General features: G+C 46.0%; 9 protein-coding genes. 6 read left to right on the top strand and 3 right to left on the bottom strand.

The features are described 5' to 3' along the window. The first annotated feature begins 206 nt into the window (after positions 1–206). From EXU57_RS14900 to EXU57_RS14890, 3 genes are all read left to right on the top strand, one after another. Complete coding sequence (locus tag EXU57_RS14900) at positions 207–3,323, top strand: TonB-dependent receptor (RefSeq protein WP_133269021.1); 3,117 nt, start codon at positions 207–209, stop codon at positions 3,321–3,323. 426 nt (positions 3,324–3,749) lie between these two features. Continuing rightward, on the top strand, positions 3,750–6,731 hold the full coding sequence (locus EXU57_RS14895) for a SusC/RagA family TonB-linked outer membrane protein (protein ID WP_133269020.1): 2,982 nt from the start codon (positions 3,750–3,752) through the stop codon (positions 6,729–6,731). Positions 6,732–6,736: 5 nt separating this feature from the next. Then, positions 6,737–8,422: a RagB/SusD family nutrient uptake outer membrane protein gene (locus EXU57_RS14890; RefSeq protein WP_133269019.1), complete on the top strand. Its 1,686-nt coding sequence runs from the start codon at positions 6,737–6,739 to the stop codon at positions 8,420–8,422. Between the two features lie 123 nt (positions 8,423–8,545). Here the strand turns inward: EXU57_RS14890 and EXU57_RS14885 are convergent, their stop codons facing one another. After that, on the bottom strand, positions 8,546–8,788 hold the full coding sequence (locus EXU57_RS14885) for a hypothetical protein (RefSeq protein ID WP_133269018.1): 243 nt from the start codon (positions 8,786–8,788) through the stop codon (positions 8,546–8,548). A gap of 81 nt (positions 8,789–8,869) precedes the next feature. On the opposite strand from EXU57_RS14885, the gene EXU57_RS14880 reads away from it, so the two are divergent. Both EXU57_RS14880 and EXU57_RS14875 read left to right on the top strand, forming a co-directional pair. Continuing rightward, positions 8,870–11,020, top strand: coding sequence for a family 43 glycosylhydrolase (locus tag EXU57_RS14880; RefSeq protein WP_133269017.1), 2,151 nt, complete (start codon positions 8,870–8,872; stop codon positions 11,018–11,020). Positions 11,021–12,470: 1,450 nt separating this feature from the next. Next, positions 12,471–13,532: an NAD(P)-dependent alcohol dehydrogenase gene (locus tag EXU57_RS14875; RefSeq protein ID WP_207955486.1), complete on the top strand. Its 1,062-nt coding sequence runs from the start codon at positions 12,471–12,473 to the stop codon at positions 13,530–13,532. Positions 13,533–14,212: 680 nt separating this feature from the next. Here EXU57_RS14875 and EXU57_RS14870 read toward each other — a convergent pair. After that, positions 14,213–15,220 (bottom strand): AraC family transcriptional regulator, encoded by a 1,008-nt coding sequence (locus tag EXU57_RS14870; protein ID WP_133269016.1) that lies wholly within the window; start codon positions 15,218–15,220, stop codon positions 14,213–14,215. A gap of 86 nt (positions 15,221–15,306) precedes the next feature. Here EXU57_RS14870 and EXU57_RS14865 point away from each other — a divergent pair, with 86 nt between their 5' ends. Beyond that, entirely contained in the window at positions 15,307–16,659 is a 1,353-nt protein-coding gene (locus EXU57_RS14865) for a glycosyltransferase (RefSeq protein WP_133269015.1), read from the top strand. A 143-nt stretch (positions 16,660–16,802) separates the two neighbouring features. On the opposite strand, the gene EXU57_RS14860 is transcribed toward EXU57_RS14865, so the two are convergent. Next, a complete protein-coding gene (locus EXU57_RS14860) occupies positions 16,803–19,178 on the bottom strand; it encodes an ABC transporter permease (RefSeq protein WP_133269014.1) in 2,376 nt (791 codons plus the stop codon). Between the last annotated feature and the right edge of the window lie 522 nt (positions 19,179–19,700).

Raw genomic sequence — 19,700 nt, 5'->3', positions numbered from 1 at the left:
GATCGGGTAACGTCTAAAGTAGATCTCTTCACTAAAGAAAAAGGTTTGTTGTATCGTTAATACTGCGGTAATAATAAGACAATATCAGGCGCCGACTTTTGGTGCTCATCGTAGATCATCCTTCGCTATCGTTCTGGTTGCCGGTGCAGGTCGTGCACGCCCCTCTTAAACTCATTTTCAAAATCGCTATAAGTCAAACTACAATTATGTATAAGAATGCTATCTTAACCTGGTTATTCATTTTGTTCCTCTTGCCGCTTTCAACATTTTCGCAGGGGCTTATCTCCGGTAGGATCATCGATCCCAACAACCTAAGCCTTCCCGGTGCAAGCATCGAAATCAAATCACTTTCAAAACGAGTGATCTCAGACGTAACCGGTAACTACAAATTGCTAAACCTCCCAAACGGAAATCATAAACTTACTGTTACCTATATCGGTTTTAAAACCTTTGAACGTGATGTTGCTGTCAGCAACGGTGCTCCGGTAGGCCTGGACGTTGTTTTACATGGCGAAGCCAGCACCAACCTTAAAGAAGTAGTGGTGACCGGAAGCACCGGCGCAGCACTAAAAGCCTTAAATCAACAAAAGAATTCAAACAGGATCGTCAACATCATTTCAGCAGACCAGATTGGTCGTTTTCCCGATCCAAATATCGGCGATGCTCTTAAGCGTGTACCGGGCATCTATGTGCAACTCGACCAGGGCGAAGCATCGTTGATCAGCGTAAGGGGAACAGACCCTTCTAAAAGCACCATTAATATCAATGGCACCAATATGTCGGGAACCGGTAATGACCGTTCGGTAAACATCAATGCCGTGCCTTCCGACATGGTACAAACAGTCGAGGTTACCAAAGCCATAACACCAGATATGGATGGTGACGCAATAGGAGGTGTTGTTAACCTGATCACCCGTAAGGCACCGTATACCAAATTGCTATCCTTTACGGCAGGAACGGGTTATTCTTTTATGATCGACAAACCCATGGCAAATGGAAACCTTGTGTTTGGAAATCGCTACCTGAAAAACAAAAGACTGGGCGTAATGGCTTCAGCCTCTTATTATCGCCAGTTCCTCGGCTCGAACACACATGCAAGTGACTGGAGTGATACAAAGTGGGTAGACGGCAACACGTATTTTATGCCCAGGTACCTGAGCATGGAACAAATCCTAATCGAAAGAATCCGGCAGAGCTATACCGTAGGGCTGGATTATAAATTCAACGAAAAACATGCAATAACCTTGACTGGTATTTATAATGATTATAAAGACTGGCGCCAGAGGTATACGTTGAAAGTTGATGACATCGGGGCTGACTACCCAACCAACTGGAAGCGTGCCGCGGGTTACGAACGAGGCACCCTGAAGGGCAATGCGGTAAGAGACAGCAACAAGGATATGATCGACGACATCACCAAAGAATATTATGTAGACCTCAATAACGATCCGTTTCATCCAATTTATGACCCCGAACTCGAACGTCATGTAAATGGTGGAGTGAACAAAAGAAATGGCACTGAAAATGACCAGAAGATCATCAACCTGGGACTCGAAGGGCAACACATATTTGGAAGAGTTAAGGTAGAATGGAAGGGTTCGTATATGAAGAACAGGAGCGACATTCCAAATTCGCGCAACCTCGAACTCGAAAGTGAAATGGAAAAGACTGTTCAAATGGATTATACCAACTCGCGCTTTGTAAGGGCAGCAGGTGGCACCGGTGTTGACAATGTTCTTGAAAGTTTAAAGAACCGTCCAACCAGCAACAGTGATACCGTAGACACCTGGTATGCCGACAGCTACAATGGCTCCGACAAGCGTTCCTATACCCGGCAGTACCTTGCACAGCTGGATATCACCATACCGCTGTCCGAGGGAAAATACGGCAACACCTTGAGGTTTGGCGGTAAATACAGGGGTATGTCCAAGGCAAATACGGTATTAAACCAGGTAACCTGGAAACCCGGGATTGACCCGCTGAGAAGGGCAGAATATGAAGCAAAGATCGCCAGCGGCCAGGCGGTTAACGTTGAAGACTACCGTGACTGGAAAGGCTTTTGGACAGGCTACGGTAACAATATGCAAAATGTCAGCAGGTCTATTTTTCCAAATTCTCGATATGAAGTTGGCAGCACGGTTACAACCGATTGGGTTTCTCACCAGGATGTGAGCTACTATGGAAATACTACTGACTTTTTAAAGGTGCAGGACGCAACGGAAACATTAGCCGGCAACTATAAAGGAGAAGAGTCAATTGCTACAGCCTACCTCATGAGTACGCAAAAATTAGGGGACAAGCTATCCCTGATTGGCGGAGTAAGAATGGAGCACAGCACGTTACGGTATGAAGGATTCAATTACAACAAGCGACTCAATGCCATCAGGGAAAAAGTGGTTTCCAATTCGGACTTTGTCGACTTTATGCCGGCATTTCACGTGAAGTATGATGCCAGCAAAAAAGCCGTTTTCCGTTTTGCCTATACCCGTACGATTTCCAGGCCTGCATATGGCGACATCGCACCAAAGATGAACATCAGCATCAGGGACAAAACGATCTCGGAAGGAAACCCTAAGCTGAAGCCTACACTATCCAATAACCTTGATTTGCTTGGTGAATACTATACGGGTGGTACCGGCCTGATCTCAGGTGGAATTTACTTCAAAAACATCACCAGCTACACCGTCAGCAAACGCGACAACATTCGCTTCTCCCAGGTCCAGGAGTTTGTTATGACTCCAGAGGAGCTTGAAGCCGCAGGCGGATCCACTACAGCTACCATTACCGATTATAAACGGTATTACGATCCATTAAAAAAGAACGATGAACTACTGGCCAGGACAAAGCCCGAAAATGCAGGTACAGCTAACCTGGTAGGTATGGAACTTGCCTTCCAAAGAAAGCTTACTTTCCTTCCAAAGCCGTTTAGTAATTTTAATATCTACGCTAACTACACCCACAACTGGATATTCACAAAAGAAGGTGATCCAAAGTTGCCTGGTACCGCCACCGATATCCTCAACTTTTCTATTGCATATGAGGTGAACCGCTTCAACGCACGGGTTTCGTTTAACAATACATCGGCATTTACTACAGCAACCGGTATTCTTGCCAACGGCAAAGGCGATATTTACTACGATAAAGTTTATTACCTCGACGCGAACGTAAACTATTTCCTTACCAAAAAGTGGGTCATCTATGCCAATGCAAACAACCTGTTGAACCAGGCACAACGCAGGTATATGTGGAAACCGGAATATACCTATTCAGCTTTGTATACCGGAGCCACCGCACAGATCGGGCTCAAGGTTAACGTGTTTTAACGAGGCAAATATTACAATTCAGTGCAGTGCAGGAGCAGATCGCTTCTGCACTTTTTTATGCGCACCAATAGCCATTAGCCAGGGACCCTGTAAAGTAAACCTTAATCACCGATTCCGCTTTACGCAGGCTTCGAACCAGGCTATAGTGGTACACAAACAATTGGAAAACCGCTGATGCTTTGATTTGCTTTCTTGCTGAATTTGCCGTAATTAGTGCCAGCATTTTCTGTAACAAAGGCCAGGTTACGCTATGATTCAACTATCCTGCGCCTCGTTGATTCGTTGTAAAGCACCTGGCAGGAAATCCTTACTCTGTAAAAACCTATCTGACGCCGGACCGCGCCGGATATAACTTCATTTATTCTTAATGGGAACCGGTGCATCAAACCTGTTGTTGCCGGTACATTTGCTCACCAAACTACACTTATGAGGCAGCGAACATCGCATTACAAGAGGCTAAGCTTGTTTTTATTCTTTGCACTAACGCATGCGTTACTGGCTGTCGCACAGGATAGCCGGGTTACCGGTACAGTAAAAGACAGTGTTACTGATTTGCCCATATCAGGTGCATCTATCCTGGTACGAACCGGCGGTAAGTCAACGGGTAGTTTTACCGATCGCAACGGCGAATTCAGTATCCAGGCAAGGTCTGGGGCGATACTGTTGATCAGTTCTGTCGGCTATGAAGAGCTCCGGTTGAACGTAGCGGGCGACAGGGTAGATGTAAAACTTTCACCCAGGTCGGGACAACTAAACGATGTGGTTGTTGTCGGGTATGGCAGCTCCACCAAAAAAGACGTTACCGGCGCCGTGAAGTCAGTTAAAAGCAGCGAGTTTAACCGTGGTATCATCAATTCACCTGAGCAATTACTGCAGGGAAAAGTGGCCGGCGTGAACGTAACCTCTGCGAGTGGCGAGCCCGGTGCGATCCAGAATATTACCGTTCGTGGTCCGGGTGGAGTAAGAACAGGTAGCACCCCGCTATTTGTAGTTGATGGCTTTGCTTTAGACAATTCAAGTACGGGCGGTGCAACAAATCCTCTTGCTTTTTTAAATCCCCAGGATATACAAAGCATCGACGTTTTAAAAGATGCATCGGCAACTTCGATCTATGGATCAAGGGGTGCAAATGGTGTCATCATCATCACTACAAAAAAGGGTAAAGCTGGTTTTAGTACGCTTAACTATTCGGTTAATCTCGGCGTATCGAAGTTGGCGAGGGCCCTTCCGCTATTTTCCGCCGAGGAGTATCGTACCCAGGTTGTAGCATTGGGAGGGGTCGTAGATGAAAAAGGCGCCGATACCGACTGGCAAAAGGAGATTACGCGCAATGCCTTTACCCAAACCCATAACCTTTCTTTCAGCGGTGGCGCTAACCAGCTTAGTTACTACGCGTCGCTTGCTATGCAAAAACAGGAAGGTATTATTAAGGGCAACCAATTTGATAACTACAGTGCCCGGATGAATGCAAGCCAGAAACTACTGGAAGGCAAGCTTACGGTGGACGTTAACCTGACCGCTACCAACATCGTGAATGAGCGGCCGCCATCACAAGCAATGATAGGCAGTGCAATATCCGCCAATCCTACCTATCCTGCATACGCCGCTGATGGTAGTCCGGCAAGGTACCAGGCCGTAACCAACCCATTGCTCACCCTTGAACTGGAGCGGGAGTTTACCAAAATCAACAGGGTGCTTGGTACTGTAGCAGCAAATCTTAGCCTTGCAAAAGGGCTGGTGTACCGGTTAAACTTCGGTATTGATAATTCTACATCTACAAGCGATTACCAATCAAAACCCAACCAGGAACCTTTTCAGCCGGGCGGGCTATCTACCGTAACCAACCTCAACAGGAACAGGCTCATCGAAAATTACCTGACCTGGTCGTTTAAGCAGGGTGACCACAGTCTGACCGCACTTCTTGGTCATTCTTACCAAAACATATTTGTACAGGGCAGGTCAAACAGTATAACGCGCTTCCCCATTGCCAGCATCGATCCACGCTATAACCCGGGACTGGGGCAGGAGTTGACACTGGCAAATAACCGGCCCGGGGGTTTTGCCGTTATCAACGAGTTGCAGTCCTTTTTCTCGCGGGTAAATTACCAGTATAAAAACAAGTACCTCTTAACGGGTACCGTGAGGGCCGATGGTTCTTCCAAATTTGGCGAGAACAATAAATATGGGGTGTTTCCGTCCTTTTCTGCAGGTTGGATCATCTCGCAGGAAGGCTTCATGGCAGGTTCCATATTTAACTCCTTAAAGCTAAGAGCAGGGTGGGGGCAAACCGGCAACCAGGAGATCCCATCTAAAATCACCCAGGCCCTGTTTACCTCCCAGGTGTCGGGCACAACCAGCTACCCGCTATACCCAACCGGCACATATCCTGGCGGAACTTCATACTCGAGGCTTGCCAATCCCGATATACAATGGGAGGTTTCGTCACAAACTGATATCGGCGTAGATTTCGGGTTCTTTGGTGGCGCGCTTACCGGTACTTTGGATTACTTTAGAAAGGTTACCAACAACATATTGCTCGAAGTCATCCCGGCCGATCCGGTTCAACCCGCAGGCTCTTTCTGGACTAATGTAGAGGACATGAACATCACCAATAAAGGTCTTGAGCTCGACCTCAATTACCAGGGAACAAACCGCAAAGGGCTTACTTACAATTTCGGTGGCAACCTTACCCTGATTGATAACATGGTAAGCAATTCACCCTATTCGGTTATTCAGTCAGGTGCCGCTTCGGGTTCCGGACTTACTTCGGCCACCATCAACGGCTATGTAAATGGGCAGCCCATCGGTACGTTCTTCTTAAGGGAGTTTACCGGCCTCGATCGTACGGGTATGAGCACGTACAGAGATGTTGATGGTGACGGCCTGACCAATGACAGGGATCGGCTCCCGTTGGGTTCGGCATTACCCACCTTACAGTATAACTTCAATGGAGGATTTAGCTTCCGCAGCATCGATTTTGCCGCCAGCTTCAATGGCGTATCCGGTAACAAAGTATACGATAATACGGCCAACTCCAACTTTTATAAGCTGCGTTTATCAAAAGGAATTAATACTACCCCTGAAGCCATTGCTGATGCAAACGAGTCCGTCAATAATGCAGCTCCCGTATCGTCGAGATACCTCAAAAACGGCGCATTTTTCAGGTTAAACAATGCTTCACTGGGTTACAATTTCAAACCTGAAACACTGGGCCTGGGCAGGTGGGTATCAAACCTTCGATTATTCGTCACCGGACAAAACCTGTTTGTGATTACCGACTACAACGGATTTGATCCCGAAGTAAATACCGACAGAACGGTAAATGGTATCTCTTCTTATGGTATCGACTATCTCAGTTATCCAAAAGCAACATCAATTATTCTTGGTTTAAACATTGCCCTTAAATAGTTTTTATGAGGAAGAATTTAAAGCTGGTTTTAGTAATGGGTACCCTCATTTTTTCAGGGTGTACCAAATTGGAGGAAAAGGTGCTGGACGAGTCATCCGTTACCGGCTTGTCTGATAAGGCAGCTGCTGAAGGGTTAATTGCCCCGGTATACGCCGTGTTGCCAAACCTGTTTACACATACCAATTATTTCACCCTGCAGGAAATATCTACCGACGAAGCTATCCTGCCCTACAGGGGTGGTACCGATTGGGGCGACAACGGTATTTATCTGGGCATGCACGCACACAATTTTGCCACAACCGACCCGAACATCCGCAGTACCTGGAACACCATCCTTCAGGGTATGTCCCGCGCCATCACCGCAATTACATCCTTGCCCCCGTTAAAAGATCAGTCCGTAAAAACGTTTATCGCAGAGGCCAGGGGCATGCGGGCATACTACAATATGCTCATGCTTGATCTCTTCGGGCTTGCCTTTGTAAAAGACGACCTCGGAACCAATTCCAAAATTCTGCGCGGCAACGAGGCGGTTACTTACATCATCGATGAATTTATGGCCGTTGAGCCTGACCTGACACCGGCACCGGTTACCAATGGTCGCTTAAGTAAGCCCGCGGTATGGAGCCTCTTGGCCAGGTTATACCTTAATGCGGCGGTGTACCGGGATGTATATGCCGCCAAACCTACTTTCAAAATTGAGGATATGGATAAGGTCATTGAATACTGTGAAAAGGTGATTCAGTCCAACCAGTATGCGTTATCCGGCGAGTACTTCTCCATTTTCAATGATAACAATAACACCAATAAAGAAATCGTATTTGCGGTTGACCAACGGGCCGACCTGAATGGTCATAATCGGTTGGCCTATTTTTCACTTTCCGGCGACCAGTTTCCGCTTCCCGAGTACACCGGGGCAAATGGAACCGATGGTCCGGGTATAACGCCTGATTATTACAGGACCTGGGTAAATGCCTATGCCCCCGGCGATCCTTCTGTTGATCCCAGGTTCTATAAACAAAACCTTTCCATTTATTCCAATCTTGCTGACTCATGTGTGCCTCCTGAGCAGTTTCATGTTAACCGCGGAATACTTCGTGGCCAGCAATATGGGCTCCTTAGGAGAAACGGGGTTTTTCTCAGGTGTCCAAACGGAAGTATGAAGGTGGGCAAGTTGTTTCATGATACCCGTAACAAACCAACTCTTCCGGTTGAGTTTACAGAAAAAATCGACTTTACGGTGGAGGGCAGCAATTATAACACGGGCTACCGGGTTGAAAAATATGAGTTTAGTCGTAAGTCGGTCAGCGGTCGCAACTTCGGCGAAGCGGATATCGTAATTACCCGGCTCGCCGACATTTACCTCATGCGCGCTGAGGCTAAGCTCAGGAAATCAAATGATGTTGCCGGTGCACTTGCCGACGTGAACCTGGTTCGTGCTTCAAGGACCAGTTCAACCCCGCCTCCTGCGCTTACCACCATGAACCTCGACCTTCTTTATCGGGAAAGGGGCTTCGAGTTTTATTGGGAAATGCTGCGCCGTACCGATATGATTCGCTTTAGTAAGTACGAAGATCCGTGGACCGAAAAATCAAATACCGACAAGCAACGACGCGTATTCCCGATTCCGCAAACCGCCATCGATGGCGCATCAAATATTCCCGGCTACCTGCAACAAAACCCGGGGTACTAACTAAGCCAGGTTTTTAATTCAACGACTTAAAAGGCTGCCCGCTAAAAAGGCAATTTATTTTATCTCTGCTGTTGGTAATAGACGGTGCATTTGGCGTTTTTTTGGTGACCGGCAGAAGAATATCTATGAAGCTCCGGTTGTGTCACTCACTTGTACCGCATATCGTGACTCATCCCTGACAATGGAAATACTAAGGGTCCAAAGCACACAATAATGGAACAACGGGCCGCCTGAAAAGGCGGTCTTTTTATTTGCGGGTGTAGCGGTGCTAAGCTTCAACCACCGGCTGCCTGATGGTTTAATAACGGGTTCCACAGTGGGGAAGTGGGCTTTTGCATCCACACCTGATTTGTTGTTCGAGTACATTACTTTTGAATGAACAACGCTGCATGTAGCTCCACCGGTCACATCAGCCGGACCTTTATTCAATTAAAAGCTTGCAAGCAAATGGAAACATCAATTCGACGGGGGACTTTACTATTGTTGGCTGTAGTGTGCTGCTTTTTCGCCTATGCACAAAAGAAAACGAGAGCAGAAAATTACAGCGCCTACCTGTTTGCCTATTTCACGGGCAATACCAAAAACGAAGAAGCGAACCGTTTTGCCTTAAGCAACGACGGCTATAATTATCGGGCACTTAACGGTAATGACCCGATCATTAGTTCAGAAAAAATAAGTTCTACCGGTGGTGTACGCGACCCGCACATTCTTCGTGGTGAAGATGGCGCATTCTATATGGTAGTCACCGACATGGTATCTGCAAAGGGATGGAGTTCAAACCGGGCAATGGTATTGATGAAATCAAAAGACCTGCTTAACTGGACCTCGGCGATCGTGAATATTCAGAAACGTTTCCCGGGTAACGACAGCCTGCTTCGTGTTTGGGCACCGCAAACCATCTACGACACCAAAGCCCGTAAGTATATGGTGTACTTTTCTATGAAGCATGGTAAAGACCCGGACAAGATATATTATGCTTATGCGAACGACGACTTTACTGACCTGCAAAGCGAGCCCAAACAACTTTTCTTTAGTCCCACAAACGGCGCCTGCATCGATGGCGACATTGTTCATAAAGACGGTAAATACCATCTCATCTTCAAAACAGAAGGCGAAGGTGCAGGTCTGAAGATCGCGGTTTCAGACCAGCTTACTGGAGGCTACGTTTTGCGCGACAAATACATTCAGCAAACCAAAGATCCCGTTGAAGGCGGTGGCACCTTTAAGTTGAATAATGGACAGGGCTATATCCTGATGTACGATGTTTATACCAAAGGCCGCTACCAGTTTACAAAAACAACCGACTTCGAAAACTTCGCGGTGATTGACCAGGACGTTACCATGAACTTTCATCCACGACATGGCACTGTAATGCCCATCACAAAAAAGGAAGCTGAAACACTCATCAGCAAGTGGGGGCGGGCAGATGACGTCATCCTTTCCGCGCAGTCCAGGTCGGTAAAGAACATCAACGTCCGGTTTGATACGAGCTCGAAAAAGCTTTATTTACCTGTAAAGCCGTCAACTAACTTGAAAGCCTTTCAACCAGGGTTTATCAACTTTCCAGGTGTTGCTGTTACCCCCGCTAAGCCAGCCGACTTTACAAAGGGGCCGGTGAAATACACCGTTGCACTTAAAGGGCATCAACCCGTAACTTATGAAGTCAGTGCCATGGAGAACCACAACCCCGTGCTGGAAGGCTATTATGCGGATCCCGACATAATCTACGCGGAGAAAACCGGCCGGTATTATATCTATCCGACGAGCGATGGATTCAACAATTGGTCGGGTACATTCTTTAAAGCGTTTTCGTCTGCCGACCTTGTCAATTGGAAAGATGAGGGTACCATATTGGACCTGCCCAAAGAGGTAAGCTGGGCTAACCGGAATGCATGGGCGCCATGTATTGTTGAAAAAAAGGTTAATGGTAACTACAAGTACTATTACTATTTTACCGCCGCACAAAAGATCGGTGTTGCAGTGTCAGATAATCCTGCCGGGCCTTTTGTTGACCAGGGCAAGCCGCTCATCGACAAGTTTCCCGCAGGTGTTACGGGTGGACAACAGATCGATCCCGACGTGTTTACCGATGTTAAGTCGGGCAAGAGTTACCTGTACTGGGGCAACGGCTATATGGCGGTTGCTGAGCTGAACGATGATATGGTTACGCTTAAGGAAGGCACTACCAAAGTGATTACACCAGACAAGACTTTCCGGGAAGGAACCCATGTATTCTTACGTAACGGTAAATACTACTTCATGTGGTCGGAAGACGATACCCGGAGCGTAAACTACCGGGTCAGGTATGGAACGGCTGACTCGCCACTGGGCCCCATCAACATACCCGAAAACAACATAGTTATTGCTACAAACAAGGAAGCGGCCATTTATGCTACCGGGCACAACTCCACCATACAGGTGCCTGGCAAAGACGAATGGTATATCGTATACCACCGGTTTAATTATCCAAGGGGAATTACGATGGGCAATGCGGCTGGCTTTAACCGGGAAGTATGTATTGATAAAATGGGGTTCAATCCTGATGGCAGCATTATACCGGTTACCGCCACCCACGAAGGGATAAAGGCGATCAGGTAGGGAATGTTGATGAGCGTGGCTAAGTGCATTCCATAAAAGCTTACGATGCTACAACATGGGATTGCTTCGTTCCTCGCAATGACGGTGTGCGAGCGATGCAATTGCGTGCGCGGCAAATGCATTCATCATTCATAGTCCGTCTTTCAAAAGACGTTTACGAAGCTACAACATGAGATTGCTTCGTTCCTCGCAATGACGGTCCTTTATAGTTTCATTAAAAGACGTTTACGATGCTAAAACATGGGATTGCTTCGTTCCTCGCAATGTCGGTCCTTTATAGTTCATCATTAAAAGACGTTTATGATGCTACAACATGGGATTGCTTCGTTCCTCGCAATGACGGTCCTTTATAGTTCATCATTAAAAGACGTTTACGATGCTACAACATGGGATTGCTTCGTTCCTCGCAATGACGGTCCTTTATAGTTCATCATTAAAAGACGTTTACGATGCTACAACATGGGATTGCTTCGTTCCTGGCAATGACGGTGTACGAGCCATGCAATTGCGTGCGCGGCAAATGCATTCATCATTCATAGTTCGTCTTTCAAAAGACGTTTAAGAAGCTACAACATGGGATTGCTTCGTTCCTCGCAATGACGGTCCTTTATAGTTCATCATTCAAAGACGTTTACGCTGCTACAACATGGGATTGCTTCGTTCCTCGCAATTACGGTATGCGAGCCATGCAATTGCGTGCGCGCTAGAAATGCATTCATCATTCATCATTAAAAGAAGTTTACGATGCTACAACATGGGATTGCTTCGTTCCTCGCAATGACGGTGTGCGAGCCATGCAATTGCGTGCGGGAAATGCATTCATCATTCATAGTTCATCATTAAAATACGTTTACGATGCTACAACATGGGATTGCTTCGTTCCTCGCAATGACGGTGTGCGGGCGATGCAATTGTGTGCGCGGCAAATGCATCATCATTCATAGTTCGTCTTTCCAAAGACGTTTACGATGCTACAACATGGGATTGCTTCGTTCCTCGCAATGACGGTCCTTTATAGTTCATCATTAAAAGACGTTTATGATGCTACAACATGGGATTGCTTCGTTCCTCGCAATGACGGTCCTTTATAGTTCATCATTCAAAGACGTTTATGATGCTACAACATAGGATTCCTTCGTTCCTCGCAATGACGGTATGCGAGCCATGCAATTGCGTGCGCGGCAAATGCATTCATCATCCTGAAGACGTTTACGATGCTACAACATGAGATTGCTTCGTTCCTCGCAATGACGGTCCTTTATAGTTCATCATTAAAAGACGTTTACGATGATACAACATGGGATTGCTTCGTTCCCCGGGGTGACGGCATGATATTCTTAGCCGGGATTCTTGCGCCCGATGCTAACACCACCCAACCCGCTTGAAGATGTGGCACTTTCGACAGCGCAAACACAGCTAAAAACCGGTAAACCAAAGCAAATCAATTGATATGGAAGACATAAAAGTAAAAGAAGTAAAGGCATTCGGTACATCTGCAGCAGACGCACCACTGGAACAGATGACCATAAAACGCAGAGATCCCTCCCCACATGACGTGGAAATACAGATTATGTTTTGTGGTGTTTGCCACTCCGACCTGCACACTGCACGCAACGAATGGCATGGTACCATATACCCCTGCATACCCGGCCATGAGATCGTGGGTAAAGTAGTTTCTGTTGGTAGCGAAGTTAAAAAGTTCAAGACGGGCGATTTTGCCGCTGTAGGTTGCCTTGTAGACAGCTGTCGCGAGTGCGAATACTGCATTGAAGGCCTGGAGCAATATTGCGCCAAGGGCAATGTGCAAACCTATAACTCGGCTGATAAGCACCTGGGCAAGCAAACGTATGGCGGCTATTCGCAAAGCATCGTGGTGGATGAAAGCTTTGTATTGAGCGTGCCTGAAAACCTGGATCCCGCTGCCACGGCGCCATTGCTTTGTGCAGGCATTACCACCTATTCGCCGCTGAAGCACTGGAACGTAGGTCCCGGCAAAAAAGTGGGTATAGTTGGTATCGGTGGACTTGGGCACATGGGGGTGAAGATCGCAAAAGCCATGGGTGCGGAGGTGATTGTATTTACCACCTCGGCCGGTAAATTCGAAGATGCAAAGCGGCTCGGAGCTGATGATGTAGTGTTATCTAAAGACCGCGAGCAGATGAAACGGTATGCGGGTAAACTTCACTTTGTGCTGGACGCGGTATCGGCGCAACACGACATTAATGCCTACCTAAATCTCTTACGGGTAGATGGTTCACTGGCCTTGGTTGGTGCTCCTGAAGATCCATTACCCGTAGCGGCATTCAGCCTGATCCCTGGTCGAAAAAGTTTTGCCGGCTCAATGATTGGTGGGCTTGCAGAAACACAGGAAATGCTTGATTTCTGTGGCAAACACAATATCGTTGCCGATATTGAAATGATCAATATGCAACAGATAAATGAAGCATACGACCGCTTACTAAAGGGTGATGTTAAATACCGGTTTGTAATTGATATGGCATCGTTGAGTTAATTACTTCTTACTGCGAATGTTAAAAACAGCTACTTCGGTAGCTGTTTTTGTGTTACTTGAATGAGGAATACTTAAAGTTCCGGTTCTATGTTTCGATGGTCTGGCCGCACGCGGATGTTTTTCAGTTGGATCATGTTACTGTATTGCTTTTAACCTTAGTTATGCATTCGGCTGATACCATTAACTGACCACTTTATTGTTTGTTAGGGATAGATGGAGGCTAGACCGCCCCTCCGGCTATGTTCGATAAAATAAGAAAACCTTGCTTGCCGCTCCGGTTAACTGCCACGCGGAGCTGCGTAAGGGATAGCAGCGCCCGCCCGGCTGAAGCCATTCGGACGGGAATAGCCCGACCCTGTTTCCGGCCTAAGCCGGAAACAGGGATACGCCCAAAAACCAGGCATACTGATGATACGAAAACGTTATCCTGGGTTAGCACTCCAATGGTAAAACATAATCATTTATTCCATTACACAAACAAGTAATCGCACCGGGGCACTCAGGCAATCGGCTACGCTTGTTGGTCGGCACTGCGGGTTGAAATTTAACCACTCTAAAACATTTGTTTGAAAATGATAGGTGCAAGTGAACCGTGCATATGCGCGCCAGCTGATTGGTTCGTGTACTAATTAAGTGGAAGATCAACTTTGTAAGGGACGGCGTTAACGTGAGAGAGAAGGTTAGCTGGATTTCATTTTTTGCCGGGTTGCTTTGGGTGTTTCTTTGGTCCAGTTCTTAAATGCCCTTCTAAAAGATGTTGCGTCAGCATAACCCAACACGTTTGACACCTCAGACAATTTAGCTCCCGGGTTCCTGATCAGCTCTAATGCCAACTGCCGCTTTACTTCGTTGGCAATTGTTCTAAAAGAAGTATTTTCTTCCAATAATTTTCGCTGGAGTGAACGCGGTGACATACTCATAGCAGCAGCTGCTTCATCGATGGCGGGTATCTGACCCTTAAACTGCATAAATAGGATTTGCCGTAGGTTCTCACTACAACTCAGGTTTGCCAGTGCCGCTTTCTTTTGACTGAGGATGGAATTGAACAGTTGAAAAAGAGAATTGTCGCTTGTAATAACAGCTGATTGCATGTCGGTAAGCGCCAACACAATTTTATTTACCGGTGCGTTGAAATGTATTTTAGATCCAAGCAGCCGTTCATATTCGGCCGGATTACGTTTTGGATATTCCGAGCTGACGGATATTGGCCTGATCATTTTGCCCGACAACGTTCGTAAAAAAGTGACGATTGCTGCGGTGGCATAATCCATAGCCTGCCTGGCGGTTTCGGGGTATTTATGCTGCCACAATTTGTTCTGGTGCATTTCGAAATGTACTGCCTTGCGCTCTATATATTTAAACTCCACCATGGGCACTATCATCGGGCTGTAAAAACAGTAATTCTTAAAAGCTTGTTCGAGGTTTTTACTGCTTTGCATTAGAAATCCTACCATGCCAAGCATGGATAAATTGACTTCCATACCAAGGTGAAGCCCGATCAGTTCGTCGCCGGTTTGTTCCATTAAGGGATTCCAGATCAGTACGGATTTTTCCCATTCCAGCATATTTTCTGAACAACTGATTTCTTCGGGATTAATACCCGTAAGCTGACATATGGTTTCGTACCCGCCCGTTGAAGGTGCGGCTGCCTGAAGGATATCGCGTATGATGGTTGCTTGTAAAGACATGGCGTAAAATGTCCTCTTTATCGCACAAAGTACACTTTTTTAACTTTTATTCTTGTCCATTCTTTGCATTACAAAACCAATTAAAAATGCAAACAGAAATAATTAATACCATTAATAATTTAACCAGTACAGGCAAAAAAATTCTCTTCGCCACGATGCCTATGGACGGTCATTTTAATCCGTTAACCAGCCTTGCTATTCACCTGTCAGAACAGGGTTATGACGTGCGATGGTATACCGGCAGTCTTTTTAGTAACAAACTGGCTTCACTGGGTATTCCGCATTTCCCTTTTATTAAAGCAAAGGAAATTACACAGCATAATTTGGATACCTATTTTCCGGAGAGAAAAAATATAACGGGAATTAAACGGCTTTCTTTTGATATGTCAAACTGTTTTATCCTGCGTGGTCCTGAATTCCTCGCCGACATACAGAATGTTAATGAAGCGTTTCCTTTTGATCTGCTGATTGCTGATATTTGTTTTACGGGAATACCATTTGTAAAAGACGTGATGAAAAAGCCGGTTATTTCCATCGGGGTTATTCCGCTGACGGAACAATCACCAGACGCGCCGCCCCCGGGCCTGGGTTTAACACCAGCTTCGTCTATGCCCGGAAAATTGGTACACAGGATATTGAACGTACTCGTAAACCGGGTGCTGCTGAAAGAGCCCAATAACCTGTTTGTTAGATTGCTAAAGGAGCATGGTGGAACTACACAGGAGCGGGACGTATTTGAAATATTGATCGAAAAATCGGATGCTGTATTGCAGATCGGCGCACCCGGCTTTGAATATGCCAGGAAACGCATGAGCCGGCACATACAATTTATCGGACCACTTCTGCCATACACCCGGGACAAGCAACAACACGCTTTTACCCAGAAGTTGAGCCGTTACAAGAAGGTACTGTTACTGACGCAGGGAACCCTGGAGCCAGATGTAGATAAACTTATTGTACCCACACTTGAAGTGTTTAAGAATACGGATAAACTTGTGTTGGTTGCCACAGGAGGAAACCAGACACTCGCATTGCGCGAACGGTATGCCTGTGATAACATTGTGATCGAAGATTATATTGATTTCAGCCAGGTTATGCCCTATGTAGATGTATATATTTCCAATGGCGGGTATGGCGGGGTATTGCTGAGTATCATGAACAATTTACCTATGGTTGTTGGTGGAAAATATGAAGGCAAAAACGAAATCTGCGCGCGGGTTGGTTATTTTGAAGTGGGTATTAACCTGAAAACGGAAAAACCAAAAAAAGAGCAGATCCGGAAGGCGGTTGATAAAGTACTTGCTGATCAAAAATACAAGCAGAACATTTGCAAGTTGTCAAAAGAGTTTGCAACCTATCAGCCAGCGAAAATTTGCGAAAAATTTGTACGACAGCTGTCGAAACAAAAGGCTACAAACAAAGCCCTGTTACCGGTTTAGAAACTAAAAGGCCTAAAGCATACTACAAGAAGCTACTACGGTAGCTTTGTGTTTTTATATAGCCGTGGTGTGGTGCAGACCGTGAGCATGGTTTGTTACAGGCTTATCCGCAGATCGTTCCGAGCTGGTATGTTGGACAGCTTCTATTCCGTTTTCAGGTTATCAACCGGGTTGGCATTTGCTGCCTTTAATGTTTGCGACAGGATGGTTGTAAGCCCAAGCAACATCATGATCAGGAGACTCGCGAATATTTCTAAAAAACCTATCTGAATACTGTAATACTGGGTATTGTTCAACAGGTTGGTAAACAAAAAATAAATGATGGGTATGGTAATTACGCTGGCAATGACCATCAGCATAACAAAATCTTTTGATAATAAGACCACGAGGCTTTTTGCGGTTGCACCCAAAACCTTCCGGATCCCGATTTCTTTGACCCGCTTTTTTATGGTAAAGGATACGGTGCCCAATAAGCCCAGGCAGGCTACGGTAATTGCCAATATACCCAGGAACCCCCACAGCTTCGTGATCATGATGTAAAAGTTATATGCCTCTTTGATTTTTGCAGCAAACAACTGCGCATTAAACTTGCCCGCTCCACCGATCTTTTTCCATAGTTGTTCCATGGCAGATATGCTGGACATGTCGGCACTGCTTGCTAATTTCATATTGGCATAAGCAAATCTGCCGGGGTTGTGCTCAAAAAAGAACGGGGCAATGGCTTCCTTTAATCCTGCGAAATGAAAGTTTTTGAGGACACCCGCTATTCGGAATTCACTGCCATTCGTTAGGGTGACAATCTTGTTGATGGCCTGGGCTGGTGCTTCGAGCTTCAGGGATTTTACAAATTCCTCGTTGACGATAATGAACCTTGTATTCTCCAAAGTGTTTTGGTTAAAATCTCTACCCGCCAACAGGTGAAGTTTCATATTTGAGATAAACGCCTCGTCTACCGACATTGAGGATACCGCAATAGAGTCGAACTGATCGGCTGTTTTCATGTAGCGTTCAGCGGCTGATCCGACACCTAAAACATGCGATGACATGGATATGCGTTTTACCACAGGTAGTTTTGAAAATTCATTCTTAAAGATCTGGGGGTCGACGTTCTGGAGATCAACATCAAGTACAGACTCCTGCTCAAAACCCAGGTCGTAGTTTACCGAATAGTAGTACTGTCGCATCATAATTACAACCGCCATAATAAACCCAAGTGAGATAATGAATTGAACGGCTAGTACTATCTTCCTGAACAACGAGCGGCCACTAGTTTTCACTTCTTTACCTTTTAGCGCAATGCTAGGTGTGAGCCTGGAGAAATAAAGGCCAGGCACAATCCCCGCCAGTACACCGACAAGGAGGGCAAACAATAAAAAGCCAAAGAATGTTTCCCAGGTAGGCGAAAGGTCCATAGGAGATGTCTCAACCATACCGCCCAGGAAGTCTTTCCGGATGAGCTCGTAAATGACATAAGAAAGCAATAGCGCGATCAACACAATGGTGGTAGACTCTACGATAAACTGCATCACGATTTGCTGCTTACGACCACCCATTACTTTTCTTACCCCAATCTCTTTCATCCTTTCGAGTGATTGCGAAATGGAGAGGTTGACGTAATTGGCACAAGCCGGTATTAGTACGATAAGGGTGATCGAGCCGGTGATTAAAAGCATCAGGTAGCTCCAGTTAGGGCCGATCGGATCCCATAGTTCGGGTCCGGGTGTAATCTTGTTTAAAGCCTGCAACTCAAATTCAGCTTTAGTGTTTTCGGGGGCATATCTTTCTTTGGCCACTTTGTCGAGGAACCTACCGATGTTGCCGGGTTCTGTTTCGTTTGAGAGCTGCAGGTAAACAAACGAGCCGGTATAGGCATTCCATTCGCCGCGGCTGCCGGGGAGGAAACTCTTGTTGTAAGACAGTAAAGTAGCATAAGATGCCAGAGCACCAAATTGCATATGGGTGTTTTCGGGCAGGTCCTTAAAGATACCGGTGATTAGAAAGCTGCCGTATCCTTCAATCGTTAGCAGTTCGCCCATGGGCTCTTTGGAACCAAAAATCTTTGTGGCCTCAGACTCGGAAAGCAGTATACTATTCGGGGAATTCAGCGCAGTGGCCTTATTGCCTTTAAGTAGTGGATAATTGAACATTTCAAAAAAGCCTGGTTCAGCAAAGTAGCCATACAGCTCGATTTTCTTTTCTGCATATATCGCATTGCCGGATAGTGAACGTTGTATGCGCACCACTCGTTCTACCCCGGGATAAGCCGTTAAGTTTTCTGCAAGTCCGGCGGGTGCAGATGCGAGCTTTGGGTTTTCCTTTTTGTCGAAGCGTTGTGTGATCACGCGGTAAATCCGGTCGCCATTTGGGTGAAAGTTGTCGAACCTCGAGAGAAAGGTAAGCAGGGCAATAAATAAGAGGCTTAGCGACATACCCAGTGCCAGGCCAAAGACATTTAAAATCGTGAAAAATTTATTTTTAGAAAGGTTGCGAATGGCTGTCTTAAGATAGTTCCTGAACATATTACGATTTTGATTTGGAAAGTCCTGCCGCCTTTAAACCACAACCACCGAGTTATGAGGTGCTGCCGTAAAGCATACATACTAAAACCCACCGGCATAGCTATGCTGCACACAAAGGAAAGATTATACCATGTTCTGAACAGTTAACGGTTAGGTGTTTAAGTATAATGTTTATTTGTATTGTGCGCGATATCGTACATAGGGGTGTACGGCAGTATTACAGTCGAGTGTTAGTTATGAGTTATGAATTAAGAATGAAGCATGGGTGTCGACTGGTGAGATACGGAGGGGACGATTATGTTATATGTTGCATGTTGTATGATCTGGTTATGGGGAAATATGTTGTATGTTATATGTTGTATGCGCGGCGGTTCCAGTGAGGAGTAACAAGTTGAAAATGATAAGTATGTTTCCCACCGGGTTAGGTGAACGAGCGGGAAATATGTCGACGCTAAACAAATGTCGTTTAGCTAAGAACAATTTTTTTGGGCCTAACTATAAATTTTATATTAGGCATCGTTG

The sequence above is a fragment of the Segetibacter sp. 3557_3 genome (genome assembly GCF_004354985.1).
Classification (GTDB): domain Bacteria; phylum Bacteroidota; class Bacteroidia; order Chitinophagales; family Chitinophagaceae; genus Segetibacter.
This window is presented reverse-complemented; position numbering and strand designations above follow the sequence as displayed.

Bases quoted from the DNA above. Each gene is read 5' to 3' on its own strand.
- EXU57_RS14900 (WP_133269021.1), top strand. From the start codon at position 207: ATGTATAAGAATGCTATCTTAACCTGGTTATTCATTTTGTTCCTCTTG.
- EXU57_RS14895 (WP_133269020.1), top strand. From the start codon at position 3,750: ATGAGGCAGCGAACATCGCATTACAAGAGGCTAAGCTTGTTTTTATTC.
- EXU57_RS14890 (WP_133269019.1), top strand. From the start codon at position 6,737: ATGAGGAAGAATTTAAAGCTGGTTTTAGTAATGGGTACCCTCATTTTT.
- EXU57_RS14885 (WP_133269018.1), bottom strand. From the start codon at position 8,788: ATGTACTCGAACAACAAATCAGGTGTGGATGCAAAAGCCCACTTCCCC.
- EXU57_RS14880 (WP_133269017.1), top strand. From the start codon at position 8,870: ATGGAAACATCAATTCGACGGGGGACTTTACTATTGTTGGCTGTAGTG.
- EXU57_RS14875 (WP_207955486.1), top strand. From the start codon at position 12,471: ATGGAAGACATAAAAGTAAAAGAAGTAAAGGCATTCGGTACATCTGCA.
- EXU57_RS14870 (WP_133269016.1), bottom strand. From the start codon at position 15,220: ATGTCTTTACAAGCAACCATCATACGCGATATCCTTCAGGCAGCCGCA.
- EXU57_RS14865 (WP_133269015.1), top strand. From the start codon at position 15,307: ATGCAAACAGAAATAATTAATACCATTAATAATTTAACCAGTACAGGC.
- EXU57_RS14860 (WP_133269014.1), bottom strand. From the start codon at position 19,178: ATGTTCAGGAACTATCTTAAGACAGCCATTCGCAACCTTTCTAAAAAT.